Here is a 25,801-nt window from a genome sequence, read left to right on the forward strand (position 1 = left end):
TCAGACTTCAAAGCACATTGACCTGAGACTTTCCTGAGGCCCGTTAAATTCACGGCCAAGTCTGCAAAGCTGGGTCGAGAATAACGCTGCACACAGGCCGATCGAGTTCACGAAAAGCAGTCCTGACGTGCAATTACCAGCATCGCGAGGGTATTCGAGTTTCGTCCTCGCCGGAACGGTTAGTGGGCATCGCCACCCGCCCACCGGACGAGCACAATCAAGTTCACGCGCTACCGCGTCCGAAACCATCCACTCGAATCCGAACTCGCAAACCCCTCGAGTTCGAGCAGAGGAAGAGTTGCACGAACCTGCGTTATGAGCAATCCCGATTCCTCGGACAGCTCACGCGTACTACGTGAACCTGTTCCCGGCAATGCTTCGTATACCAATCGAGAATTGCCCCGCAATGCGTCGATGTCACGTGTAGCGGCTGCATCCTCCGCGGAATCCCCGACACCAAATGGACCTGACGCTTCGACTACATCCACGGCATTGGAAACGAGTTGCGCTTCACCTTCGCGGATCATCCGGTGACATCCGGTCGACGATGCCGAAGTAACCGGCCCGGGCACCGCCATTACCGGCCGGCCCAATTTCCGGGCCCAATTGGCGGTATTGCGTGCACCACTGCGCCAACCCGCCTCGACCACCACTACTCCGTCCGACAACGCAGCTACCAGTCGATTCCTTGCCAGAAACCGGAACTTTGCAGGTGTTGTGCCCGGTGGATATTCACTTATCACTGCACCCGAACTCGCTATCTGTTTGAGTAGTCGCGTATGCCCTGACGGATACGCTCGATCGACCCCACAGGCCAAGACAGCCAGTGTGTTTCCACCTACGCCCAATGCAGCGCGGTGCGCGGCCCCGTCGATACCGAAGGCCGCCCCGGAAATCACGGTCCATCCGTCGACAGCGAGGTCACCGGCAATCTCTGCCGTCACGTGTTCGCCGTACGCAGTAGATGCTCGCGTGCTGACAATCCCAACCGATCTCTCGGTCAGATCAACCAAATCCCCGGACCCCAACACCCACAACACAAATGGCGCCGTCTCACCCCCGGAGGCATCGAGTCCGTCGAAGGAAAGCATTCGCCACGCCGGCCAATCGGCGCAGTTCGGTGTTACGAGCCTGCCACCCATCGCCTCCATCAGGTCGAGGTCTCGTTGGGCTGTGTCGATGTGAGCGCGGGCTCGTGTCTTCTCCTCGATCGCGGGTGGCAGATCGCCGTTGCGGACCGCCCTCGCAGTTTCTTCGACCCCGAGCTCGTAGATCAACATGGACATATACGCGCTTGGGCCCTGCACGACGCGGGACAGATATGCCCAAGCGAGTAGTCGCGGATCGTGCGCAGTCATTGGAATCCCCTGTCTCGGAAGTCGAGTGCGGTGACAACTTGGTCTGGTCCGGGCATCGCCTCACCTGCCAGATCGGCGACACTCCAGGCAACCCGCAACGCTCGGTCCGCCCCACGAGCAGTGATGACACCTTTGCGCAGCGCCCGTTCCACCGGCGCCAGCGCCGCACGCGAGAGTCTGAACTTCTGTCTCAACGCCGGCCCTGGTACTTCCGCGTTGGTCCGCCACCCGTACTCACTCCACCGCTGGGCTGCAGTGTCTCGAGCCGCCGCCACGCGCGCACGAACATCGCCGGTACTTTCCCCTACTTCGTCGATCAGCGCTCCGGTTGCAACGGCCTGCATCCGGACCCTGATGTCGACTCGGTCCAAGAGCGGGCCGGACAATTTCCCCAGGTAACGGCGACGCGCCGCGGGTGCGCAGACGCAGTCCGCGTCTCGCGGCGGCGCGCATGGGCAGGGATTGGCGGCCAGGATCAGCTGGAACCGCGCCGGGTACCGCGCAACTCCGTCCCGCCGGGCGATTCGCACTTCCCCGTCTTCGAGTGGCGTGCGTAGCGCTTCGAGCACCTTCACCCCGATCTCGGCACATTCGTCGAGAAACAGCACGCCGCGATGGGCGCGGCTGACCGCACCAGGACGAGCCATCCCACTGCCACCACCCACCAGCGAACTGACCGACGAACTGTGATGCGGCGCAATGAAAGGCGGCATATCGATCAACGGCCGATCCTCCGGCAACACCCCCGCCACCGAATGAATCGCCGTCACCTCCAACGACTCCCCCTCCGTCAACGGCGGAAGAATCCCCGGAAGCCTCTGCGCCAACATCGTTTTCCCGATCCCCGGCGGACCCGTCAACATCAAATGATGCGCACCCGCCGCAGCAACCTCGATCGCCCACCGAGCATCCGTCTGCCCGACAACCTCACTCAAATCACGCACCGTCACCACATCCGCACGCTCGAAAACATCAGGAACAGCCAGCGCCAACTCACCACGCAACCACCCGATCACCGCAGACAGATCGTCAGCTCCCAGCACTTCGATCCCCTTCACCAGGCCCGCCTCAGCCAACGCCCGAACTGGAACCACCACAGTCCCCCACCCCGCCCGCTTCGCCGCAAGCACCGCAGGCAACACACCACGCACCGTCCGCAAACGCCCGTCGAGCGCCAACTCCCCCAAAAACACAGTCTCCCGCAACAACTTCCGCGGCAACTTCTTCGCCGCATCGAGAACCGACAACGACAAAGCCAAATCGTAAACACTGCCCACCTTCGGCAACGTCGCCGGCGACAACGCCAAAATCACCTTGCTGTCCGGCCACTCCTCACCAGAATTGGTCACCGCGGCCCGAATCCGATCACGCGACTCGTGCAACGCAGTATCAGGCAGCCCCACCAAATGCACCGCAGGCAACCCGCGCCCGATATCCGCCTCGATCTCCACGATCTGCCCGTCCACGCCACTGACCGCAACAGAATGCGCCCGACCCAACGCCATCAGAACGCATCCACAAAATGCTCGACCGAAGGCACGCCGTCGCGGCCGATCAACACGGCCACCACATCGAAACGCACCCTCGACCACGACCGACCCGAATCAGTGAGCCACTGCATCGCCAACACCCGAATCCGACGCTGCTTCGCGAACGTCACCGACTCCGCCGGACTCCCGTACCCGACACCCGACCGAGTCTTCACCTCCACGAACACAATCCGATCACCGGACGTCGCAACAACATCCAACTCGCCGTACCGACAACGCCAATTCCGCTCGACAATCTCCAAACCAGAATCGATCAGGAACTCGACAGCCACATCCTCACCCCGAGCACCCAACGCCATATTCCTCGCCATCGCAGCCCCCACCACTCACACGACCCCGCGCCCGCCCTATACGAACCGCGTCCCAACCACCACCCTCGACCCGCCACCACAAAACCAAGCCACCCGAAAACAACCTGTTGACAACTCAGAACCTGTGGAATTCGGCAGCGCAACACACCAACGTCGACCCGAACCGTGACAATTTTCTGAAATCCCCACAATTTGGACGAAAGTCCAGTAGAACTAGTTACAGTTTTGCTCAAACCGTCACGCACCCCGCTGAATGGAGTTCTACATGGCCCGCCGCTCACTTCGCCACGCAGTAGCAACCACTACATCCCTCGTTCTCATCGCCGCCGGCGTCACTGTTGGACTTGGAGCCTCGGTGGCGCAAGCAGCACCGGCATGCGCGCTCAACCAGTCGGTCACCGACAGTTGGGCCGGTTCCCTCGGGACGCCGTACACCGTCAGCAAGGAGGTTGTCGGCGATGGCAAGGTCGCCGCGGGTCAGACGGTCACCTACATCACCAAGGTTTCCGGTTCCGGAGCCCTCGTCAATCAGATCCGCGATTTCCACCCGGCAGGATTCCAGCTGGTCAAGGCTCGCCTGAACGTCAAATGGCTTATCGGCGACCAGAAGTGGGACGACGTCACCAAGACCGTCGTTGTCGGCAACAACTCCGTGGTGGCAAAGGGCGGCGGATGGACCACTGCGGGCGGCGGCGTCATCGCTTTGGAAACCACCTACAAAGTTCCCGATAACGCAGTTGTAGGCACGCAGCTCGACAGCGGCGCCGGCACCAACATTGTGCTGGCGGCGGGCGACTGGAACATCAATCCGATGGGCGTCTGCGTCACCATCCGGCAGCCGAACCCCGTCGAGGCGGGCGCCGGAAGCCTCGAGGACATGGGCTTCGGCTCACTCAACTCCGGATCAGGCCAGGTATTCGGCTCCCTGACCGACCCGCAGGGGTCGATGACCAATGTCATCAGCGGTGTCTTGGGCAATGTGCTCGGCAACATGAGCTAACTCAGTTCAGATTAGTAAATCGGCCGAGCTACCAGCAGATGCTGGTAGCTCGGCCCATTTCTACGTTGCCGAACAAAGCTTTGCCGTCAACCGAGTTCAAGAAATCATCAGCAAATCACCGCATCAGCTTTCCGCCGTACCTGGCCGGCGTCGTACCGAAGGTTTCCCGAAATGCGGCGATGAACCCACTGCTGGTGCGGTAACCAACCTGCGGGGCAACGTCATTGACACCCTCACCCCGCGCGAGCATCTCGAGTGATGCGTACATGCGTGCTCGAGTTCTCCACTGCCCGAAGGTAATCCCGGTATCGGCGACAAAGGCTCGCATCAAGGTCTTGGAACTGACCCCGAGTTCGCCCGCCCACTCCCCCAGCGTCCGTGAGTCTGCCGGATCGGCAAGGATGCGGGCAGAAACCGAACTCGCCGCAGCATTGCGAGGAACCGCGAGGACGTCGTGCCGTTCGGGCGCGGCAGCAAGAATGTCGTAGAGCAACTCCTGACTCATCAACCGCCGAGCATCGTCGATGGTCCGATCTGCGAGATAGCGCAGCAATTGAGCGGACAGAGCATCGACTTCGAGAACAAGTGGCTGAGTCCACCGCGGCCCGGCAGGGCGTAGATCCGGACGCGCATAGGCCGCAATCATGCACCCCTCCGTCAGAAGTGTCATGTCGTGGAGAACGGTGCCCGGCAACCAGACCAAGTGCTCGCTGTGCAGGTGCCACACATTGCCTCCGGCAGCGATCTACATCGTCCCTTCACTCATCCAGGCGATCTGATTCTCGGGGTGTCGATGAGCTCCGTACGCAGTCACTCCGTCGACGACGTTGGTGTAGACCTGAAAATCTTTGAATGTCCGTCCGCGACTATCGGGCAGCGCTAGCAAGGACTTTGGACGAGTCGAGTACTCGATAGTGGACATTTTGCGTCTTTCTGGGCGTATCCGAGTCCATCCTGAAGGATGGACCGACGATCCTGCAAAGGTTAGCCTCACTTTATTGCTGACGCGACCAGTTCAGCACTTCACGCGGAACTCAGACCACTTCGCCCACCACTTCGAAGGAGCATGCACGTGCCCTCACGTAGCACCCGAATCCTCGCCGCCTTATTCACGACGGCCGCGATCATCGGGTTCTCGACCGCCTGTGGAACCTCGCAAGGCGTCGACACCGCATCAGCGACCCAGAGCAACGACGCATTCCCCGTGACGATCGAGCACGCACAGGGTTCGACGACCATCGATGCCGAACCGCAGCGGGTAGTGACACTCGGATACACCGATCACGAACCACTGCTCGCCTTGGGAGTTGAACCCGTCGGCATGGCCGAATGGTGGGGGTCCGGCATGGATGAAAGCTGGCCGTGGACGAAGGACTACTGGAAGGGGAAAACTCCGACCTACATCAACAGCGGCGGAGACTTCAACTTCGAGCAAATCGCCTCCCTCGCACCAGATCTGATCCTCGCGCTGTACGCCGACATCGACACGGAAACCTACAAGAAGCTGACCTCGATTGCGCCGACTGTCGCACAGAGCAAGGACTACGACGCATACACAACGCCGTGGACCGACATGACGCTCACCGCCGGGCGCGCCCTCGGCAAAGAACCACAAGCTCAGCAACTGATCGCGGATACCGAAAACGCGTTTGCCACCGCTCGCGCTGCACACCCGGAGTTTTCCGGGCAAACCGCAACGATCGTCAACCTCGACACTCCCGAGGGATACGTGTTCTCGTCGCACGACCCACGCGGCATCTTCCTCTCGTCACTCGGATTCACCCTCCCCCCGACGGTCGACGCATTTGTCGGCGACCAGTTCGGCGACTGGCTGCCGAACGAGCGATACGACATCCTCGAACCCGTTGATCGTTTGATCGTGATGGCCGATCCGGAGGGAGAGAAGGCCCTCCCCGGCAACACTCTCTACCAGCGGCTACCCGCTGTGAAAAACGGAAATGCGATAGTCGTGCGATACACCGCAGATCCACCCGTCGGCGCGGCGATGTCCGGCAATACCGTCCTGAGCATTCCGTACGCCATAGACCAACTGACCGCCACATTGTCGAAGTAACCAACAATTCCAGGTATCGAAAATATGTTCGAATGATGCTAGCCTCAAACCCAGGAAGCACTCACGGACATCGAGGATCACCATGGACGAGGTACCGGAAACAGCGCTGGATCTTGCACGACTCGATCTGGCTCGGCTGGTCGACGAGTTGACGGTTCTCGACCAGCGACGCGTCGACATCGGCGAGAGCTTGGTTCAACTCGAGTACCTCTACGCCAGGATGGGCGCACGGCAACAAGCAGATGCTGCCCGAAAAGCCTTCCAGGAAAAGTACGTCGGACGAATCTACGAACTCGCAGACGGTCTGCGCACCTGAAAAGAGGTTGCACACAACCACTGACGGAGCGCATGGTCATTCCTGCACGACACACCGGACCGATCGGTTCGGCTGTGAACTATGTGGGAGAAATCTGATGGAGAAGATCACCAAGAGGCTGTGGAACTGGGCATCGATACTCGACGAGAACACTCGCGAGCAAGCGCTGCGTACGTCCCAGATGCCTTTTGTCCGTCCACATCTGGCACTTATGCCGGATGCGCACCTCGGTGCGGGAGCGACGGTGGGTTCGGTCATTCCGACGGAAGGCGCAATCATGCCCGCCGCCGTCGGAGTCGATATCGGCTGCGGAATGATCGCGGTCAAAACCCAGTTCAGCGCACGCGACCTTCAAGGCCGCGACCTGAGCGTTCTTCGCCACAGCATCGAACGCTCCGTTCCGCTCTCGGCAGGTGTCTACAACAAGACGCTGAGCGACACGGCGCAAATCCGCATCGCAGAACTCGAGGCACTTGCGGGCGATCGCCTGGCCTTCTACGACAAGTTCAAGAACAACTGGAGGTTTCAGCTCGGAACGCTGGGTTCTGGCAACCACTTCATCGAGGTGACGCTCGACGAGAGCGACGGCGTCTGGCTGTTCCTGCACTCGGGCAGCCGCGGTATCGGAAACAAGCTCGCACAGCATCACATCAAGATCGCCAAGGACTTGTGCGAGCGGTGGTACATCAACCTTCCCGATCCGGATCTTGCCTACCTGATCGAGAAGACGCCCGAATTCGACTCGTACATCACCGATCTCAACTGGGCTCAGCACTTCGCTCTGCTCAACCGCGAAGAGATGATGGACCGCGTGGTGAAGGACTTCGCGCACTTCATGGGTGACGGCAAGCCCGCGATCATCGACGAAGTCGAGCGGATCAACTGCCACCACAACTTCACCCAGAAGGAGTTCCATATGGGCCGGGGCGTGTGGCTGAGCCGTAAGGGTGCGATCAAGGCAGACGAGGGCACGCCCGGGCTCATCCCCGGTTCGATGGGGACGGCGAGTTACGTCGTCGTCGGCAAGGGAAACGTGCCGTCGTTCAAGTCCAGCCCCCACGGCGCGGGTCGGGTGTACGGACGTAACCAGGCACGCAAGACCTTCACCATCGAAGATCTCGACAAGGCGATGGTCGGCATCGAATACAAGCGCTCGGCGGCGTTCCTCGACGAGATCCCGGGTGCGTACAAGGACATCGACGTCGTGATGGACGACGCGAGGGACTTGGTCGAGATTCGACACACGCTGCGTCAGATCGTGAATGTCAAGGGCAACTGACCCCGCGCAACTCCGCGAAATGCAAAGTGCCCCGCCGATATCGGCGGGGCACTTCGTTGTCAAGATCAGTCAGGAAGGCGCAGATCCGGCTTGTCCAGCTCTTCGATGTTGACGTCCTTGAACGTCACGACGCGCACGTACTTCACGAATCGCGCCGGGCGGTACATGTCCCACACCCAGGCGTCGGACATCCGCAGTTCGAAGTAGATCTCCCCGTCTGAATTGTGGGGCAGCAACTCGACCGTGTTGGCCAGGTAGAAACGTCGTTCGGTCTCCACGACGTAGGAGAACTGTCCGACGATGTCCCGGTATTCACGGTAGAGCGACAGCTCCATCTCGGTTTCGTACTTCTCGAGATCCTCGGCACTCATCGGTTTAGCCAGTCCTCCCAGTTCGTCTGAACGTCCATCATCCCGTACGGCCCGCGCGTTGTTCCAACCGGACTCCCGCAGCCACCACGTTTGCGTACGTCATGCGATGCTCGGGGCACGGCCCCAGCTCGTCGAGAGCGTCCATGTGCAGCGGCGTGCTGTATCCCTTGTGAATCGCGAAGCCGTATCCGGGATGAGTCTCGTCCATCTCGGTCATCACACGATCTCGGGTCACCTTCGCGAGAACGCTGGCCGCGGCGATACATGCAGCGGCGCCGTCACCGCCGATGACCGGTAGCGACGGAGCCGTCAGTCCTGGAACCCGGAAACCGTCGGTGAGGACGTAGCCCGGTTCGAGATCGAGGCCCGCGACTGCTCGACGCATCCCCTCGATGTTGGCGACGTGGATACCGATCTGATCGACTTCCGCAGCGGGTACCGAAACGACACTCCACGCCAACGCCAAGCGCTTGATCGCCGGGAAAAGCTCCTCGCGCGCACGTTCGGTCAGCTTCTTCGAATCGTCGAGCCGCGCCAGTGCCGCTTGCGGTTTCGGCGCCAGGACACACGCTGCAATGACGAGTGGACCAGCGCACGCTCCGCGCCCGGCTTCGTCGACGCCGGCGACCGGACCGAGTCCGGTTCGCGCCAACGCAGACTCCATCGTCCGCAGACCTGCCGATCTGCGAATGACAACGCGAGGGGGCCAACTACTCACTGTCTCTGCCTACTCGAAACTACGCGAATCCATGTGTGCGGTACGACAACTCAATTGCCCTGAATATCAGGCGCATCGATGCCGCCCATTCGCGACGGGGGAAGAACGATGAATCGAGCTTGACCGATGATGTTGTCGATCGGGACGGTTCCCTGGAACTCGTCGTCCACGTGGTAGCGCGAGTCGGCGGAATTGCTGCGGTTGTCACCCATGACCCACACGTGGCCCTCGGGAACGGTGATCGGTCCGAAGCAGCGGCCCGACTTCAATTCGGTGTCACACGTTTGTGTTCCCGGAGTGAACGGGAAATCCATCTTGATGTACGGCTCGTCGAGCGGCTTGCCGTCGACCAGGACTCGGCCCTGATCGTCACAGCATTCGACGGTCTGGCCGCCGGTAGCGATCACTCGCTTGACCAAGTCGTTCTCGTCCGGCGGAACGAGGCCGACCCACGAACCGACCTCTTGAATGCCGCGAACGACAACGTTGTCGGACCGATTGGACACATATTTCGTGTTCCACGAATCGGGTCCCTTGAAGACGACGACGTCGCCGGGTTCCGGATCGCCGAAGCGGTATCCGATCTTCTCCACCACGATGCGGTCACCGGTACATCCTGCACAGCCGTGCAGTGTCGGTTCCATCGACTCGGATGGGATGAGAAAAACTCTGAAGACAAATGCCTGAAGGACGATGCTGAGTACCAGCGCTACGCCGATCAGAATAGGGAGTTCTCGCAGGAACGATCGCTGTTTCTTCTGCGGCCGATGTGAGGTCGGTTCCGCGGAACCGCTTGATCCCTCGTGATTCTCGGGTCCGGACGACAATGCCTGCTCCTTCGAAGAATCTGCCACAGAAACCAGATTAGCCCGGCACCGCGTACGCGGTGCCGGGCTCATCGGAAAGATCAGCGCTTTTCCTTGATCTTCGCCTTCTTGCCACGAAGCTCACGGAGGTAGTACAGCTTGGCGCGACGGACGTCACCGCGGGTCAGAACCTCGATGGAGGCCAGCGTGGGGCTGTGAACCGGGAAGGTGCGCTCGACGCCGACGCCGAAGGAGACCTTACGGACGGTGAAGGTCTCGCGAACGCCGCCGCCCTGGCGACGAATAACGACGCCCTTGAAGACCTGCACGCGCTCCTTGGAGCCTTCGATAACCTTGACGTTCACGTTGAGCGTGTCGCCGGGACGGAACTCGGGGATGTCGTCGCGGAGCGACTTTTTGTCCAGGAAGTCCAGGGTGTTCATATGTCATCCTTGTATTTCGCAGGAGCAGAGGAACCGAGCGGCACGCGTTTCGGTCTCCCGAAACGGCGCTCGTCTGGTTCGTGCCCAGATCAAGTGCTGCTGCCTGGTCCAGGCAACCCGTCCATTGTGCCAGACGCGGACACCAGCGGGGAAATCGGTGGCGGCGGAGCCGCGTGAATGGTGTGGTCCAATTCCTGCTCGGCGGCGGTCATCGCATGCTCGACGCTCGGTGATCCGGCAATCAGATCCTGGACGTAGATCTTGGCCCTGATGACCGGTCGCCGCCACTTCCGCTCACGCTCGAGCGCGCGGTTCATCCGTTTCGGCTTACGCGTGTACCGCCAACGCGCCCACGGCGCACCCGGCCGGCTCAGGCGAACCGCACCGATTACCAGCAACGGGAAAACGAACAGGCCGACGAGCCCCGTCCAAATCTTCCCCTTGAGAATCACGATGGCTGCCAAGGCGAAGTTGATCAACGCGACAAAAACGAACACCAACTTGATCCACGGATCCCGTTCTTCACGGAACCCGGCGACGTCGAGAAGTTCGAGCGGGCGGAAACCCAACAGCACCAGACCGGTCACGGCGATCGCGACGAAGACCGCATCCACCGAGGTCCGACCTTGCTCGGACCAGTACACATCCTTCAGATAGAAGATCAGTGCGAACTCGTCGAGCACCAACGCCGCACCCATACCGAAGATCGCCGCCAGGACGGCACCGGTGGTCTGCGAACCATCGACGTAGACCGCGATCAGCGCACCACCGGAGATCATCATGGCGATCACACCGAACACGACGTGATGCACGTGCTGACCTCCGGGCGCGATGTTGCCCGGCCACCATTTCACCTGCGCACGGATCATCCGGACGCTGAGACGGATGAAGAGGAAGGCAGAGAGGAATCCGAGCAGGAAGAACAGCAATGGCAATCGGCCATGGGCGATGATCTCGCGCTCGAGCCACTCCCGCATCACTGTCCTCCCTTCACCGAATTTCAGATCCGATCATTCTTTCGATTGATACCGCCAACCGACTCGAATGAGACGATACGGACTCCGAAAACCCGGCGGACGGAATTACTTGCCGAAGCCCGCCTTGCGCAGAGCCTCAGCCATCGACCCGGCAGCAGGCGCGCGGTTGTCCGGACGCGACTCGCGTCCACCCTGGCGTCCGCCATTACCTCGTTGCTGACCCTGCCCCTGCCCCTGCCCCTGACCCTGTGGCTGGCCCTGACGCTGAGGTTGCCCACCTCGTGGGCCTTCGGACTTGCGGGGTGCGCCCACCTCGTCGTCGAGACGAAGCGTCAGCCCGATGCGTTGGCGTGCCTCGTCCACTTCGAGGACCTTCACCTTGACGACGTCACCTGACTTGACGACCTCGCGTGGGTCCTTGACGAAGTTGTGTGACATAGCCGAGACGTGAACCAGACCGTCCTGATGAACTCCGATGTCGACGAAGGCACCGAAGGCTGCGACGTTGGTGACCACACCTTCGAGAGTCATACCGGGCTTGAGATGCGCGACTTTCTCGATGCCTGCGGCAAAGGTCGCGGTCTTGAATTCGGGTCGTGGATCTCGTCCCGGCTTCTCCAACTCGGAGATGATGTCGGTGACGGTCGGTAGACCGAATCGCTCGTCGACGTAGTCGGACGCCTTGACCGATCGAAGTGCCTGCGAGTTTCCGATCACGGTGCGCACGTCCCCGCCGGCACTGGCAACGATCTTGCGAACCACCGGATATGCCTCCGGGTGGACGCTCGACGCGTCGAGAGGGTCGTCGCCGTCGGTGATCCGCAAGAAGCCTGCGCACTGCTCGAAAGCCTTGGGTCCCAGTCGGGAGACGTCCTTGAGTCCCTTGCGGGACTTGAACGGACCGTTCTGGTCCCGATGGGCGACGATGCTCTCCGCTAGGGAACCTGCGATTCCGGACACCCGAGCGAGAAGTGGCACGGACGCGGTGTTGACGTCGACGCCGACCGAGTTGACGGCATCCTCGACGACGGCGTCGAGGGAACGTGAGAGCAGCGATTCGGTGATGTCGTGCTGGTACTGACCGACACCGATGGACTTGGGATCGATCTTGACCAACTCCGCCAACGGATCCTGCAGGCGACGCGCAATGGACACCGCACCGCGAATCGAGACGTCGAGGTCGGGAAGTTCCTGCGACGCGTAGGCCGAAGCCGAGTACACCGATGCGCCTGCCTCGGAGACGACGATCTTGGTCAGGTTGGGCGCGCCGGTCTTCTTGATCAGTTCGGTAGCGAGCGTGTCGGTCTCGCGTGAGGCCGTGCCGTTGCCGATGGCGATCAGTTCGACGCCGTGCTTGGCGACCAGTCCGGCAAGCGTCGCAAGCGCCGCGTCCCACTTGTTCTGCGGCTGGTGCGGGTAAATCGTCTCGTATGCAACAACTTTGCCGGTTCCGTCGACGATGGCAACCTTAGTTCCGGTACGGAATCCGGGGTCGAGTCCCATGGTGGGTCGGGCGCCGGCGGGAGCCGCGAGGAGTAGATCCTTGAGGTTGGTGGCGAAGACGTCGACGGCGTCCTTTTCGGCCGACTGCCGCAGACGCATTCGAGTGTCGATACCGAGCGTGACGGCGAACTTCGTCTTCCACGCCCACTTGACGGTGTCGAGAAGCCACCCGTCGGCGGCCCGACCGCGGTCGGCGATCTCGAACCGCGACGCGATGCGGCCTTCGTAGACCGTGCGCTCCCCCGGCGCGAGTTCTTCGGTGTCGGCCGCCATGTTGAGCGACAGCACTTCTTCCTTCTCTCCGCGCAGGACGGCGAGGATGCGGTGCGAGGGCAGTTTGGAGAACGGTTCCGAGAACTCGAAGTAGTCAGCAAACTTCGAGCCATCGGTTTCCTTGCCCTTGCGGACCGAGGAGACGACCTGGCCGCGACTCCACATAAGCTCGCGCAATTCACCGACCAGATCGGCGTCCTCGGCGAAGCGCTCCACGAGGATCGACCGGGCACCGTCGAGTTGCTCGTCCGAATACTGGGCGGGATCGGTGGTGGGATCTCCGATGAGAGCGTCCGCGACGGGCTCGTGGCCGGCCTCGCGGGCGATCTGCGCCTTGGTGCGCCGCTTCGGTTTGAAGGGGAGGTAGATGTCCTCCAGCCGCGCTTTTGTCTCGGCCAGCATGATCTGACCGCGCAGTTGATCGTCGAGTTTGCCCTGAGAGTCGATCTCCGTGAGCACGGCGTCACGACGGTCGTCGAGCTCGCGGAGATACCGCAGCCGCTCGTCCAGGAGTCGCAACTGGGCGTCGTCGAGCGTGCCGGTGACTTCCTTGCGGTACCGGGCGATGAAGGGCACCGTGGCTCCGCCGTCGAGAAGGTCGACTGCTGCTGCAACCTGGCCTTCGCGGACGTCGAGTTCCTCGGCAATGCGCTGGTTCACGGTCTTGAGAATCACGAGATCCGACCCTACCGCTATCCTGAGACAAGAAGATCGGCAACAGTGCCGTGTCAGGGCTACCGGGGGAAACAGATGAGTACGCGGTACGTCCGGATTGCCGCAATGGCGGCCGCAGTTACTTTTGCGGCTTCGTGCAGCGGTGGACAGAACCCGGATGATTCGATGCAGACCCCCGCCTTCCCCGACACCAATGTTCCGGTCGCGGAGACTCTCGACGGCCGACTGGCTCAAGCTCAGGTGGCGGCGCTCGGGCGTGGTGCGGACGTCTCCATCGCCGTCCTCGATCGATCCTCGGACAAGTACCTCGATGTTGCCGGCGACCAGCAAATCGAAACTGCCTCGGTGGCAAAACTTTTCATCGCCGAGGATCTACTCCATCAGGACGCTCGCGGCGAGCGGCCCATCACGGACGACGATCGCACCCTCATGGCGGCAATGCTCGAATCCTCCGACGACACCGCAGCCAACCTTCTGTGGGACGAGGTCGGCGGTCAGGAGGTGATCACCCGGGTTGCCGAGCGTTACGCACTGACCGCGACGACGCCGCCGTGGGACGGAATGTGGTGGAACACCGAGACCACGACGCACGACCTGGTCACTTTCTACAACGGCGTCCTCGACGACTCCGACCAGCTCGGACCTGAGCGGGTCGAGCAATTCGTCGAGTACCTGCGGCAATCCACTCCCGAAGGAACCGACGGCTACGACCAGAGGTTCGGATTGCCCGAGGCCTTGTTCGGCGAGTCGGTCATCGGAGTCAAGCAAGGCTGGATGTGCTGTGTCGAGGACAAGTGGATCCATCTGTCCACCGGCATCGTCGGTGACGACAACCGATACATCATCGCAATCGGTTCGCGAGAAGACGTCCAGTACACGGACGAGGACAGCTTCTATCCCGACACCTCGTTCACCGACGCCGTCGACGACGAAAGCGCACTGCACGCACGTGACACGGTCACCGGCGTCACACAGATTCTCTTCCCGAGCGGAAGCATCGACGACTGGGCGGCGGCATCCACGACCGCGGATTCGGTGATGCCCGAAGCTTCCGGGCCCTGATTCGATCCACGCGGTCGTGTTAGTCCTCAAGCCTGCTTGTACTCGAGGACGGAACCGATGACCCGTTCCTGTTGTTCGGACGTGAGCATGGGCCACAGTGGCAGTCGAAGGATCGACGCGGAGAACTCGGCGCTACGCACACACGGCTCCGGTGTTCGTCCGTAGCGCACACCGGCCGCGCTCGTATCGAGCGGAATGTAGTGGAACGGCGCCACGATTCCGTCGGCGGCGAGATGCCGAATCAAGCCGTCGCGGCTCTCTTCGGTAGGCATCTTGAGATAGAACAGGTGCGCGGTGTGCTCGCGATCATCGGGAACCGCCATGGGAACGACACCGTTCTCGGACGCCCACTCGCCCAGACTCACGCTGTAGGCATCCCAGACGCGATGCCTGGCCGCCTGAATCGCGTCGAACTCCGAGAGTTGTGCGTCGAGGACAGCGGCATTGAGTTCACTGGGCAGATAACTCGACCCGATGTCCTGCCACGAATACTTGTCGACCTGGCCGCGCAGGAAACGGGCACGGTCGGTCCCCTTCTCACGGATGATTTCGGCGCGGGTCATCAGCTGATCGTCGGAGAGCAGCAGCGCACCACCCTCGCCGCAGTGAACGTTCTTGGTGTCGTGAAAACTCTGCGTACCGATAGTTCCGATGGTGCCGAGCGCCCGCCCGCGCCACTTTCCGCCGAGCCCGTGAGCGTTGTCTTCGATCAACGCGACGCCGTGGAGTTCAGCGAGGTCGAGGAGAGGTTCCATGTCGGCGGCGACTCCGCCGTAATGCATGACCAGTACTGCTTTCGTTCGTTCCGTGATTGCCGCTGCGACGCAGTCGGGATCGATATTGCCGGTACTCGGATCGATGTCGACGAAAACAACAGTGGCCCCGCGCAACGCGACGGCGGTTGCCGCCGAACTGAACGCGAAGCTCGGGACGATCACCTCGTCACCTGGGCCTAATTCGAGTAGCAGCGCACCCAATTCGAGTGCGTGCGTGCACGAGGTCGTCAGCAGAGCATGCGTGGATCCGGTGATCGCTTTGAGCGCTGCAGTCGCGGACTTGGTGAAACGTCCGTCACCGTGAATATGATCGGACTCCAGAACGGTTGCCAGATTCGACAATTCGTTCGATGCCCGATAGGGGCGGGAGAAGATGATGCGATCAGTGCTCACGACTACGCCGATCGATCGAGGTTCCGGGCCGCGGTGAATCGACAGTCAGATACAGAGGCTTTCCGACAAGGACGTGCAGTGCCACGCCAAGGTATTCGGCGATGAGACCGAGCGAGAACAAGATCGCACCCGAACAGACCAGCAGCGCCATGATGATCGACGCCCATCCTTCCGGGTCGTTGTTGTCACCGGTCATGGCTTGGACGAAGATCACCGCAGCCATGATCACACCGGCCGACGCCAGGGTGACCCCGAGCAGACTCACCAGTCGTAGACCGCGGGTTCCGCTACACAACACCATCTTCCAGAACAACGAGAACAAACGGCGATAGTTGTACCCCGATTCCTCGCGGCCTTCCGCTCGAAGTGTCACCGGCGCCGTGGCGGTATTGCCGACAACCCACGTCAGCGCGACGTCCAGATACACACCGTTGGCGGCGACGCCGGCCAACTGTCGGCCGATGTCACCTCGGATCAGGCGGTAACTTTCGAATCTCGTCGAATCAGGGAACGCGAATACCGTCGCCAAGACGATCTTTGCACCGCGCGAGGTCAGGTTCCGCAAGAATCCATGCGGGCGGGTGTTCGTGGGTTTGGAATACACGAGATCGGATCGCTCCGTCAGCGCGGTGTCGAGGAAAGCCCCGATGTGCACCGGGTCGTGCTGGCCGTCTTCGTCCATCGTCACGATCCACTGGCCACGTGCAACGGCCATACCGGCGATGGTCGCCGCGTCCTGGCCGTAGTTGCGACTGAGCCACACGACACGCACCTGATCGAAACGGCGCTCCAATTCGAGTAACACGACGTCGGAACGGTCCGGACCGTTGTCGTGAACCAGCACGATCTCGTCGACGGTGAACTGCGCTCCACCGGGCGTCGAACTCGGTGCGCACAGGCCGTCCAACTCCTCGACGAGCGCCGTGATCGTCTTTTCGCCCTGATAAACGGGCACTACGACGGAAATCGAGTGCACTCGCTTCCACTCCCTTCAGGGGGCTCGACTGGCGCCGAGAGACAGGCACGATCGGGCCCACACCGTCGCGAACTTTAACACGCAGAGATGTCCGGACTTCGGATGCCGACGGCGCGTGATGCGCTCGCGTCTCCGCGCGCCCCACCTGCCCTGTTAAGGTCTGGAACTCGTGGTGGAAACTCGCACTCTCGCCCGGGCAGACGTGTACAAGTGGGGCGCCGTCACGGCGGTCGGTGTCATCGCCGGCTACCTGGCCGTGGTGCTCGCGAACGCTCGTCACTTCTACACCGACGACACCGAGTCCCAGTACGCGCCGCTGTGGGTCATGCTCGGCCGTAGCCTGCGAGAAGGACACCTACCGGTACTCGTCCCCGAGAACTGGATGGCGGGCAACTACGCGATCGAGGAAGCGGGCCTTCTCAATCCGCCACAACTTCTGATCGACCTGATCGCACCGTCCTTCGACAACCTGGCGCTTTACGCGACGATCGTGAAATTGATCTTCGCGATCATCCTTGCGCTGGGCGTCTATCGGATCTGCCTGGAGTACGGCTCGAAGCCCACGTGGGCTGCGGTCGCCGGAGTCTCGATTCCGTTCACCGGTTTCCTCCTGTTCTTCGACTCGGCCAGTTGGATGACAGCCTTCACAGGCACTGCCTGGATGGTTCAGGCGTGGGCCTCGGCAATCCGCTACGCCAGAGGCAAGAGCGGTCCGATCCCGACCTTCGTGTTCTTGTATCTCGCGATGTCGGTTCAATATGTTTTCCCCGCAGTCGAATCCGGCTTGATGATCGTCGCAGTCGCGATCGGCGAAGTTGTCTATCAGCGGCGTTGGCTGCCGTCGCTGCGGCTTCTGGCGGTGTCTGCCTGTGCCGCCCTCGCAGGTCTCGCGACGTATCTGCCGAGCCTGCTCACCGCCGACGTCACCTGGCGCGGTGCATCCGAAGTCAAGAACGACGCATTCCTTGCCGTTCCCTGGTCGGAATCGCTGAACGCGAGCCTGCCGAGCACGATGCCCGCATTCTCCTCGTGGTGGGGATACATCCAGACCATGCCCATGGTCTACGTCGCGTGGTTCCTCATTCCGGCTCTGGCGTTCATCGACTGGGGCAAGGCACGCGCCGCGGCACGCGAATTGACCGCCGTCGGGATCTTCACGGTCGCCGTCCTCATGTGGACTGCCGGGCCGAGCACGATCGGCCCACTGCGGTGGCCCGCGCGCGTGCTTCCGATGGTGGCCATCGGACTCCTGCTCCTGGTGTGCATCCTGCTCGGGCGTTACGCCACGACCGACAAGTTGCGCGGACGCTGCGTTGCAGCGGGAATCCTCGTGGGCCTGCTTTTGATCAGGTCCGCCTCGGCAGCTCCCGGGCTCGCGAAATGGCATGTGATCTCAGCCCTGGTCGTTGCCGCACTCGGCGCTGCGATGGTGTGGCTGGGCCGCACCAAGGGCACCGCGCTCGCATGCCTGTTGGCAATCGCCGCGGTCTCCCCCATCGCCTACGCCCAGGTTCGGGCCGCGCAACCAACCCCGATGAGCTGGGACCTGCCCGAATCCCGCTCGGAGATGAAAGAGGCCTTCCCCGACTTTGAAGGCACGACACTGCAACTGGGCGACCGTGCACTCATCGCACCCGGGGACAAAACCCTCGACGGAGCGTACGGTTCCCTGGCTTTCGGCAACTACCCCAAAGACCTCGAACTGACCTACACCAGCGGCTACACCCCCAACGGGCACTTCTACTTCGGCGATCTGCTCTGCATGCGCTGGGACATGAGCGTCTGCCCCGACGCCTTCCGACGGGCATTCACCGTCGAACCCACCACCGGCCGCACCATCGTCGACCTGATGAAGGTGGACCGCGTCGTACTGCAGAACGCCCTCTACCCCGATGCACGTAAGAGCCCGGCCCCCGACGGGTGGACATGGGTGGACTACCCCGGTCACGAGAACTACATCTCCGTGCTCGAACGCGTCGACGGCCCCGTCTCGACACGAAACGGCCGCATCGCCGATACCCGTGGCGTCGAAGCTGTTTCGACGGCGGAATCGAACATGTCGAGCACCCTTCGTGTCAGTTCGGAGACCGGCGGCAAGGTTGTGTTCGCACGGCTCGGCTGGCCCGGGTATCGAGTTAGCCTCGACGGTCAGCCTGTCCCGATCGACGTCGTCGCGAAGTCCTTTGTCACCGTGGACATCCCAGCAGGGACGAAGGACGCTGAACTTGTCCTCACGTGGCGACCCCCGGGATGGAAGGTCGGCGGCGCTTCGATGGTCGCCGGAATCCTCGGCCTCGGTGTGCTCGAGTGGATGTATCTGCGGACACGACGCAAGGACCGGATCAACATCGTGAAAACCGAGTCTTCATGACCGAAGACATCGCATCACCCGAGAACCCCGGCCCGCTGCTGCGGGTGGTCAAGCATCAACCCATCGCGTTTGCCATTGTCGGAGTGGCCAATACGGCGATCGGATACGGGCTCTTCGTGATCTGGTCACTGATCCTCGACAACAAGGATCTGTATCAAGTGGCTGTGATCGGTGCGTACTCCATCAGCGTGCTCATCGCTTTCGTTCTGCATCGGACGTTGGTTTTCCGCGTCCGCGGACATGTGGCACGCGACCTGGGCGCGTTCATCGTCGTCAATTCCGGTGGCCTCGTGCTGAATCTGATACTCGGAACAATCGCGGTGTCGATTCTGCATGCCCCGCCGCTTCCCGCCCAGGCGGTTGTCATGTTGATCGTTGCCGGTGTGAGTTTCTTCGGTCATCGATACTTCTCGTTCCGCCGCAAACCTGCCGAGCGGCACTGACCCTTCTACGATTCGCGGGGTAGCGCTCGATCCACCGCGGCCTCGACGATCGTACGAATATCTTCCTCCCCGAACAGGTTCGGCAATGTCAGTCGATCCAGTACGAGCCAGTTCAACGACAAATAGAGCAGGCGAACGGTCATCGCATCACCCGGCACGCCCGACGCCAGATGATTGGCTACGTTCAGATCGAAGTCTTCTCGGATGCGGACGGTCAGGACCGCTCGCAGGTCCGGACGACGTATCGCCTCCAGCCGCAACTCCATGAGCGCGAGGAAACCCGTTCCAAACGAGGTGACCCGCTCGACCACGTCGAGCATGAGCGTCACCAGTCGCTCACGATCGGTGCCGTTGACGGGATCGATCAATCCCTCGAGGTCGTCCGGAATCAGTCGCTCGTAGATCCGGCCACCGGCCTGCGTGAGTAGGTCGTCGCGATTGGAGAAGTAGTTCGACGCTGTCCCGTTCGGCACGGCTGCCTGGGTGTCGACGGCTCGAAAAGTCAAGCCTCGAGCACCCTCTCGGGCCAACACCTCGATTGCCGCGTCGATCAGGGCAAGCCGTCGTTCCGGGTTCTTTCGCACTTGACATCACTCCTGACACGACCCTAAGTTAAACCACTACGAACATAGTACTACGAACGGAGCGTTTGATGCGAAAGCTTGTGTACTACGTGGGAGCTTCCCTCGACGGCTACATCGCGGGACCAGACGGCGAATTCGATTTCTTCCCGGTTTCCGAACAGATCACGGCCTGGATATGCGATCGATATCCCGAGACCGTGCCAACGCATGTGCGGCCCGCTCTCGGAATCGAGGACGCACCCAACAGAACCTTCGACACGGTCGTCATGGGCCGCGGCTCTTACGAGCCCGGGCTGAGCCTCGGCGTGACCAGCCCTTTTGCGCACCTGCGCCAGTTCGTCGTCTCCAGCACCCTCCCTGACGCCGAGGATCCCCCCGTCACCATCGTTCGCACCGATCCACGTGCGGTCGTCAGATCCCTCAAAGAGGAAGAAGGACAAGATATCTGGCTGTGCGGCGGCGGAACTCTCGCCGGCGAACTACTACCGGAGATCGACGAGTTGATCGTCAAAAGGTATCCGGTTGTCGCCGGCGCGGGCATACCGCTGATCAGAGGTAACTACGCGCCGACACTGTTCACACCGACTGCAACCGAATCGCTCGACGACGGCGCAAGCATCACCTGGTTGAAGAGAAATACCTAAGGAAGTAGATCCGGTCGACGCTCGGCCGTGCGCTGCAGCGACTGCTCATGGCGCCAGGCTTTGATCTTCGCGTGATCTCCGGAAAGCAGAACAGGCGGAACCTCGAGATCGCGCCACACGGCGGGGCGAGTGTAACTGGGCCCTTCGAGGAGCCCGTCGGAGAACGAATCCTCTTGGTGTGACAGCTGATTGCCGAGAACACCGGGCATCAGTCGCACAACAGCCTCGACCATCACCAGCACGGCTGCTTCACCGCCGATCAGAACGTAATCGCCGATACTGACTTCTTCGACGCGAACCCGCTTGGCGGCGTCGTCGAAAACCCGTTGGTCGATACCTTCGTATCGGCCGCAGGCGAAGACAAGGTGCTTGGCGGTGGCCCAGCGATGTGCGGTCGCCTGAGTGAACAGGACGCCGGCGGGAGTCGGCACCACCAAGATCGTCTCGGCATCATCCGGGCCGGAAGAATCGGAGCGACCGATCACGTCGTCGAGCGCCGGACCCCAGACGGTGGGTTTCATGACCATGCCGGGTCCGCCGCCGTACGGGGAATCGTCGACCGCTTTGTGTACGTCATGGGTCCACGACCGAAGATCGTGGACGTCGACCGAGATCAAGCCACGTTCGATTGCCTTGCCCAGCAAGGCAGCACGAAGCGGTTCGAGATACTCGGGAAAGATGGTGACGACGTCGAGACGCATGACAAACGATCAGTCGTTGTCTGAGTTCGAATTGTCGCTGTTCGACTTGTCGCCGAAATCCGGGTCGAGCAGTCCCTCGGGAGGCTCGATCATCACGACGCCGTCGGCAATCGACACCGAGGTGACGATGGCGGCGACAAACGGGATCAGCAATTCACCGGACGTCTCGCCGGTACGACGAATCGAAAGCAATTCGCCTGCGGCGGAATGCAATACCTCGATGACCGAACCGACCTCGGTACCGTCCGTGAGGACGACCTTCAGTCCTTCGAGTTCGTGATCGTAGAACTCGTCCGGATCGTCCGAAGGCTCGAGTTCCGAACTGTCGATGACAAACAGTGTGCCGCGCAACGCATCTGCGTCGCCACGGTCACTGACGCCTTCGAGGCGCAGCAGAAGCCGCCCGGAATGATCCCGGGCGGCTTCCACTGTGTACGACTTCAGTGTGGACTCGCGCGGCTTGCGCCCACGCAGCACAGAACCTACGGCAAAACGATCTTCGGGCTCGTCTGTACGAACCTCGACTACCAATTCACCTTTGATGCCATGCGACTTCGCGACACGACCGACTACGAGTTCCACCTGTTTACTGCCGTCTACTGATCGGTGTCGACGACATCAACACGGATACCGCGGCCACCGATGCCGGAGACCAAGGTCCGCAGAGCGGTCGCCGTGCGACCACCCCGACCGATGACCTTGCCGAGATCGTCGGGGTGCACGTGCACCTCGACGGTCCGTCCCCGACGTCCGGTGATCAGCTCGACACGCACATCGTCGGGATTGGCGACGATGCCACGCACGAGATGCTCTACCGCATCAGCGACGACGGCACTCACTTGTCAGCAGCCTCGGCGTCTGCAGCGGGAGCCTCGGCGTCAGCCGCGGTGTCTTCTGCCTTGGCCTCGTCAGCCTTTGCAGCCTTCTTCTTCTTGGGGGTGATTGCTTCTGCAACCGGCTCGTTCTCGGCCTGCGCGAGTGCAGCCTGGAAGAGCTCGAGCTTGGTGGGCTTGGCTTCCTTGACGCGAAGGGTGCCTTCGGTGCCCGGCAGGCCCTTGAACTTCTGCCAGTCACCGGTGATCTTGAGGAGTGCCTCGACGGGCTCGGTGGGCTGTGCGCCCACGGACAGCCAGTACTGAGCGCGCTCGGAATCGATGTCGATCAGCGAGGGCTCTTCCTTGGGGTGGTACTTGCCGATGGTCTCGATCGCACGGCCGTCACGACGGGTGCGCGAGTCGGCGATGACAACGCGGTACTGAGCGTTGCGGATCTTGCCGAGGCGGGTGAGCTTGATTTTGACAGCCACAGCTGCAGTTCTCCTTCAGCGCGCACAACAGTGCTGCGCATGTCACGTGCAATTCAGCGACCCACACGATTTGTGAGCCCGGTTTTGCCTCTATCCTGTGACCGTCGCAGCGGTACGTAACCGGTTGCGACGAACAATGGTCCATTGTGCCAGATGGGTGGGCTCGTTCGGAAACCACCCTGTGCGCGCTTCGAGAGTGCAGGGACTCCCTAACCACTCACGGGGGTGCCGCGGAGGATCACACGCGTCGGCTTCGCGAGCACATCGGAGTTTCCGCGCGGATCTTCGGAATAGACCACCAGGTCGGCGGGCGCTCCCTCTTCGATGCCCTGGGCACCCAACCAACTCCGCGCATCCCAGCTGGCTGCGCCCAACGCCTGGTGAGCTGTCAATCCGGCAACTTCGACTTCGGCGATCTCGTCGGCGATCCGCCCGTGCCTGATCGAACCGCCGGCATCCGTTCCGGCATAAATCGGAATCCCGGCCTCGTGAGCGGCACCGATTGTCTGGTGCCGACGAGCGTGCAAATCGCGCATGTGCGCCGCGTAGATCGGATACCGCGTGGCGGAGTCCGCGATCTCAGGGAAAGTAGCGATGTTGATCAGCGTCGGAACCAGGGCCGTGCCGTGCGCGACCATCGACTCGATGGTCGCGTCCGTCAATCCGGTGCCGTGCTCGATGCAGTCGATACCGGCGTTGATCAGGCCGGGCAAAGCGTCTTCGGCAAAAACGTGAGCGGTGACCTTTGCGCCTTCGGCGTGGGCGGCAGCGATGGCCTCGACCAGGATCTCGTCGCTCCACAAGGGAGCGAGATCGCCGACGGAACGATCGATCCAGTCGCCGACGAGCTTGACCCAGCCGTCACCAGCGCGTGCCTGACGCACTACCTCGGCCGGCAACTGAGATTCGTCGTCCAGGTCGACCGGCAAGCCCGGGATGTACCGCTTGGGTGCCGCGATGTGCTGACCTGCGCGAATGATCCGCGGCAAATCGAGGCGCTCGTCGATGAACCTGGTGTCGACCGGTGATCCGGCGTCGCGGAGCAACAGCACGCCCGCGTCACGTTCGGTCTTCGCCTGCTCCAGCAAGCCGTCGACAGTTTCGCCGCCGCCACCGCCGTAGCGGATACCGACGTGACAATGCGCATCCACGAGACCCGGTGTGATCCAACCCGATTCGACGATCGTCTCCGCACCGGACACCGGCTCGAAGGAAATCAGCCCGTCGACGATCCACAATTCGATCAGCTCGGCATCGGGCAGACCGATACCCCGCAGATGAAGCGCAGCCACCGACTACTTCTTGGGCAGCTTGAGCTGGGAGAGATCGATGCCTTCCAGTCCGGGCGGCAACTGATCGAGACCCTTGGGCATGTTCGACAGGTCGGGCATGCCAGCCGGCATTCCGCCGGGCATACCCGGGAATCCGCCCATGCCGGGGAATCCTCCGCGCATCTTGGGCTGCGTCGGGCCCTTGCCGCCCTTCTTGCCCTTCTTGCCCTTCTTGCTGCGAACCTGCTTACGCGCGCCGGGCATGCCCATACGGCCGGCCATGGCAGCCATCATCTTGCGGGCTTCGAAGAAGCGATCCACCAACTGGTTGACGTCGGAAACCTTGACGCCCGAACCGTTCGCGATGCGCAGTCGGCGTGAGGCGTTGATGATCTTCGGATCGTCGCGCTCGGCCGGCGTCATACCGCGGATGATGGCCTGAATGCGATCGAGTTGCTTCTCGTCGACGTTGGCCAGCGCGTCCTTCATGCCGCCGGCACCCGGCAGCATGCCGAGGAGGTTGCCGATCGGGCCCATCTTGCGGACGGCCATCATCTGATCGAGGAAGTCTTCGAGTGTGAGCTGACCGGAACCGATCTTCGCTGCGGTCGCTTCGGCCTGATCGGCGTCGAAAACCTGCTCGGCCTGCTCGATGAGGCTCAGGACATCGCCCATACCGAGGATCCGGCTGGCCATGCGATCGGGGTGGAAGACGTCGAAATCTTCGAGCTTCTCGCCGGTGGACGCGAAGAGGATCGGCTGGCCGGTGACCTCGCGGACGCTCAGTGCGGCACCACCGCGGGCGTCGCCGTCGAGCTTGGTGAGGACGACACCGGTGATGCCGACTCCCTCACGGAACGCGTCGGCGGTACTGACCGCGTCCTGACCGATCATGGCGTCGAGGACGAAGATGGTCTCGTCCGGGTTGACGGCGTCACGGATACCGGCGGCCTGCGCCATCAGCTCGGAGTCGATACCGAGGCGACCGGCGGTGTCGACGATCACGACGTCGTAATGCTTGTTGCGTGCTTCTTCGACGCCGGCGCGGGCGACCTCGACGGGGTCGGCTGCGGAAACGCCGAGGGCGTTCTCGCCACCGCCGATGGAGGTACCGGGGTGCGGCGCGAAGACTGCCGCGCCCGCACGCTCACCGACGATCTGAAGCTGAGTGACGGCGCCGGGACGCTGAAGGTCGCAGGCAACGAGGAGGGGCGTGTGCCCCTGGTCCTTGAGCCACTTGGCCAACTTTCCGGCCAGCGTGGTCTTACCGGAACCCTGCAGACCGGCCAACATGATGACCGTCGGCGGAGTCTTGGCGAACTGGAGTCGACGAGTTTCGCCGCCGAGAACCTCGACCAGCTCTTCGTTGACGATCTTGACGACCTGCTGAGCCGGGTTCAGTGCACCCGAGACCTCGGCGCCCTTGGCGCGTTCCTTGATCTTGGCGATGAAGCTGCGCACTACGGGAAGCGCGACGTCGGCCTCGAGCAGGGCAAGGCGGATCTCGCGGGCCGTAGCGTCGATGTCGGCGCCGGACAGACGACCCTTGCCACGCAGATCCTTGAGAGATCCGGTCAATCTGTCGGAAAGGGATTCGAACACCGAGTGCGCTCCTGAAGG

The 25,801-nt window shown here is 61.9% G+C and carries 27 protein-coding genes; 8 read left to right on the forward strand and 19 right to left on the reverse strand.

Going from position 1 to position 25,801, the window contains the following annotated elements:
• Nucleotides 1-230 precede the first annotated feature (230 nt).
• The 3 genes from dprA to H351_RS20085 are packed head-to-tail and all read right to left on the reverse strand — an operon-like array spanning nt 231 to nt 3,219.
• Nucleotides 231-1,358, reverse strand: a complete 1,128-nt coding sequence (gene dprA, locus H351_RS20075; RefSeq protein ID WP_029255134.1) for a DNA-processing protein DprA — start codon at nt 1,356-1,358, stop codon at nt 231-233.
• Complete coding sequence (locus H351_RS20080; protein ID WP_029255133.1) at nt 1,355-2,863, reverse strand: YifB family Mg chelatase-like AAA ATPase; 1,509 nt, start codon at nt 2,861-2,863, stop codon at nt 1,355-1,357. The genes dprA and H351_RS20080 overlap by 4 nt, the downstream gene beginning before the upstream one ends.
• On the reverse strand, nt 2,863-3,219 hold the full coding sequence (locus tag H351_RS20085) for a YraN family protein (protein ID WP_029255132.1): 357 nt from the start codon (nt 3,217-3,219) through the stop codon (nt 2,863-2,865). Before H351_RS20085 ends, H351_RS20080 begins: the two co-directional genes overlap by 1 nt.
• Nucleotides 3,220-3,484: 265 nt before the next feature.
• Here H351_RS20085 and H351_RS20090 point away from each other — a divergent pair, with 265 nt between their 5' ends.
• Complete coding sequence (locus H351_RS20090) at nt 3,485-4,219, forward strand: hypothetical protein (protein WP_003942731.1); 735 nt, start codon at nt 3,485-3,487, stop codon at nt 4,217-4,219.
• A gap of 115 nt (nt 4,220-4,334) precedes the next feature.
• Here the strand turns inward: H351_RS20090 and H351_RS20095 are convergent, their stop codons facing one another.
• Nucleotides 4,335-4,889, reverse strand: coding sequence for a helix-turn-helix transcriptional regulator (locus tag H351_RS20095; protein ID WP_244891378.1), 555 nt, complete (start codon nt 4,887-4,889; stop codon nt 4,335-4,337).
• Between the two features lie 396 nt (nt 4,890-5,285).
• Between H351_RS20095 and H351_RS20100 the strand changes: the two genes are divergently transcribed.
• The 3 genes from H351_RS20100 to H351_RS20110 all read left to right on the forward strand — a co-directional run bounded on the left by H351_RS20100 (nt 5,286) and on the right by H351_RS20110 (nt 7,888).
• On the forward strand, nt 5,286-6,293 hold the full coding sequence (locus tag H351_RS20100; RefSeq protein WP_029255131.1) for an iron-siderophore ABC transporter substrate-binding protein: 1,008 nt from the start codon (nt 5,286-5,288) through the stop codon (nt 6,291-6,293).
• 82 nt (nt 6,294-6,375) lie between these two features.
• The gene (locus H351_RS20105) at nt 6,376-6,609 is read left to right on the forward strand and encodes a hypothetical protein (protein WP_019747974.1); all 234 of its coding nucleotides are present in this window, start codon (nt 6,376-6,378) and stop codon (nt 6,607-6,609) included.
• 97 nt (nt 6,610-6,706) lie between these two features.
• Nucleotides 6,707-7,888: an RtcB family protein gene (locus tag H351_RS20110; protein ID WP_029255130.1), complete on the forward strand. Its 1,182-nt coding sequence runs from the start codon at nt 6,707-6,709 to the stop codon at nt 7,886-7,888.
• 65 nt (nt 7,889-7,953) lie between these two features.
• Here the strand turns inward: H351_RS20110 and H351_RS20115 are convergent, their stop codons facing one another.
• From H351_RS20115 to H351_RS20140, 6 genes are all read right to left on the reverse strand, one after another.
• The gene (locus tag H351_RS20115; protein ID WP_003942715.1) at nt 7,954-8,259 is read right to left on the reverse strand and encodes a DUF2469 domain-containing protein; all 306 of its coding nucleotides are present in this window, start codon (nt 8,257-8,259) and stop codon (nt 7,954-7,956) included.
• A 37-nt stretch (nt 8,260-8,296) separates the two neighbouring features.
• Nucleotides 8,297-8,977 carry a ribonuclease HII gene (locus tag H351_RS20120; RefSeq protein WP_020907294.1) on the reverse strand — a complete coding sequence of 227 codons (681 nt, stop codon included), beginning with the start codon at nt 8,975-8,977 and terminating at the stop codon, nt 8,297-8,299.
• A gap of 50 nt (nt 8,978-9,027) precedes the next feature.
• Complete coding sequence (gene lepB / locus H351_RS20125; protein WP_081051171.1) at nt 9,028-9,831, reverse strand: signal peptidase I; 804 nt, start codon at nt 9,829-9,831, stop codon at nt 9,028-9,030.
• A 53-nt stretch (nt 9,832-9,884) separates the two neighbouring features.
• The gene (rplS, locus tag H351_RS20130) at nt 9,885-10,226 is read right to left on the reverse strand and encodes a 50S ribosomal protein L19 (protein ID WP_003942791.1); all 342 of its coding nucleotides are present in this window, start codon (nt 10,224-10,226) and stop codon (nt 9,885-9,887) included.
• A gap of 89 nt (nt 10,227-10,315) precedes the next feature.
• Entirely contained in the window at nt 10,316-11,203 is an 888-nt protein-coding gene (locus tag H351_RS20135; RefSeq protein ID WP_003942742.1) for a hypothetical protein, read from the reverse strand.
• 105 nt (nt 11,204-11,308) lie between these two features.
• On the reverse strand, nt 11,309-13,654 hold the full coding sequence (locus H351_RS20140) for a Tex family protein (protein ID WP_029255128.1): 2,346 nt from the start codon (nt 13,652-13,654) through the stop codon (nt 11,309-11,311).
• A 75-nt stretch (nt 13,655-13,729) separates the two neighbouring features.
• On the opposite strand from H351_RS20140, the gene H351_RS20145 reads away from it, so the two are divergent.
• Nucleotides 13,730-14,716 carry a serine hydrolase gene (locus tag H351_RS20145; RefSeq protein ID WP_029255127.1) on the forward strand — a complete coding sequence of 329 codons (987 nt, stop codon included), beginning with the start codon at nt 13,730-13,732 and terminating at the stop codon, nt 14,714-14,716.
• 26 nt (nt 14,717-14,742) lie between these two features.
• Here H351_RS20145 and rffA read toward each other — a convergent pair whose 3' ends face one another.
• Both rffA and H351_RS20155 read right to left on the reverse strand, forming a co-directional pair.
• Entirely contained in the window at nt 14,743-15,885 is a 1,143-nt protein-coding gene (rffA, locus tag H351_RS20150; RefSeq protein WP_021343913.1) for a dTDP-4-amino-4,6-dideoxygalactose transaminase, read from the reverse strand.
• Nucleotides 15,875-16,861, reverse strand: coding sequence for a glycosyltransferase (locus H351_RS20155; protein ID WP_019747967.1), 987 nt, complete (start codon nt 16,859-16,861; stop codon nt 15,875-15,877). The genes rffA and H351_RS20155 overlap by 11 nt, the downstream gene beginning before the upstream one ends.
• Nucleotides 16,862-17,033: 172 nt before the next feature.
• Between H351_RS20155 and H351_RS20160 the strand changes: the two genes are divergently transcribed.
• Nucleotides 17,034-19,232 carry a membrane protein gene (locus H351_RS20160; protein ID WP_029255126.1) on the forward strand — a complete coding sequence of 733 codons (2,199 nt, stop codon included), beginning with the start codon at nt 17,034-17,036 and terminating at the stop codon, nt 19,230-19,232.
• Nucleotides 19,229-19,675 (forward strand): GtrA family protein, encoded by a 447-nt coding sequence (locus H351_RS20165; RefSeq protein ID WP_020969332.1) that lies wholly within the window; start codon nt 19,229-19,231, stop codon nt 19,673-19,675. Before H351_RS20160 ends, H351_RS20165 begins: the two co-directional genes overlap by 4 nt.
• A gap of 5 nt (nt 19,676-19,680) precedes the next feature.
• Here the strand turns inward: H351_RS20165 and H351_RS20170 are convergent, their stop codons facing one another.
• Entirely contained in the window at nt 19,681-20,259 is a 579-nt protein-coding gene (locus H351_RS20170; protein WP_020969331.1) for a TetR/AcrR family transcriptional regulator, read from the reverse strand.
• A gap of 68 nt (nt 20,260-20,327) precedes the next feature.
• Here H351_RS20170 and H351_RS20175 point away from each other — a divergent pair, with 68 nt between their 5' ends.
• A complete protein-coding gene (locus H351_RS20175) occupies nt 20,328-20,903 on the forward strand; it encodes a dihydrofolate reductase family protein (RefSeq protein WP_029255125.1) in 576 nt (191 codons plus the stop codon).
• On the opposite strand, the gene trmD is transcribed toward H351_RS20175, so the two are convergent.
• The 6 genes from trmD to ffh form a co-directional block, all read right to left on the reverse strand.
• On the reverse strand, nt 20,900-21,604 hold the full coding sequence (gene trmD / locus H351_RS20180) for a tRNA (guanosine(37)-N1)-methyltransferase TrmD (RefSeq protein ID WP_029255124.1): 705 nt from the start codon (nt 21,602-21,604) through the stop codon (nt 20,900-20,902). The two genes, H351_RS20175 and trmD, sit on opposite strands and share 4 nt — an antisense overlap.
• Before the next feature lie 9 nt (nt 21,605-21,613).
• Nucleotides 21,614-22,186 (reverse strand): ribosome maturation factor RimM, encoded by a 573-nt coding sequence (gene rimM, locus H351_RS20185; protein ID WP_020907286.1) that lies wholly within the window; start codon nt 22,184-22,186, stop codon nt 21,614-21,616.
• A gap of 14 nt (nt 22,187-22,200) precedes the next feature.
• Nucleotides 22,201-22,443 carry an RNA-binding protein gene (locus H351_RS20190; protein WP_003939023.1) on the reverse strand — a complete coding sequence of 81 codons (243 nt, stop codon included), beginning with the start codon at nt 22,441-22,443 and terminating at the stop codon, nt 22,201-22,203.
• A complete protein-coding gene (gene rpsP, locus H351_RS20195) occupies nt 22,440-22,910 on the reverse strand; it encodes a 30S ribosomal protein S16 (RefSeq protein WP_003942818.1) in 471 nt (156 codons plus the stop codon). The genes H351_RS20190 and rpsP overlap by 4 nt, the downstream gene beginning before the upstream one ends.
• Nucleotides 22,911-23,119: 209 nt before the next feature.
• On the reverse strand, nt 23,120-24,202 hold the full coding sequence (locus tag H351_RS20200; RefSeq protein ID WP_029255123.1) for an amidohydrolase family protein: 1,083 nt from the start codon (nt 24,200-24,202) through the stop codon (nt 23,120-23,122).
• Between the two features lie 3 nt (nt 24,203-24,205).
• Nucleotides 24,206-25,783 (reverse strand): signal recognition particle protein, encoded by a 1,578-nt coding sequence (gene ffh / locus H351_RS20205; protein WP_003942713.1) that lies wholly within the window; start codon nt 25,781-25,783, stop codon nt 24,206-24,208.
• Nucleotides 25,784-25,801: the final 18 nt, after the last annotated feature.

The organism is Rhodococcus erythropolis R138 (assembly GCF_000696675.2).
Taxonomy (GTDB): domain Bacteria; phylum Actinomycetota; class Actinomycetes; order Mycobacteriales; family Mycobacteriaceae; genus Rhodococcus_F; species Rhodococcus_F erythropolis.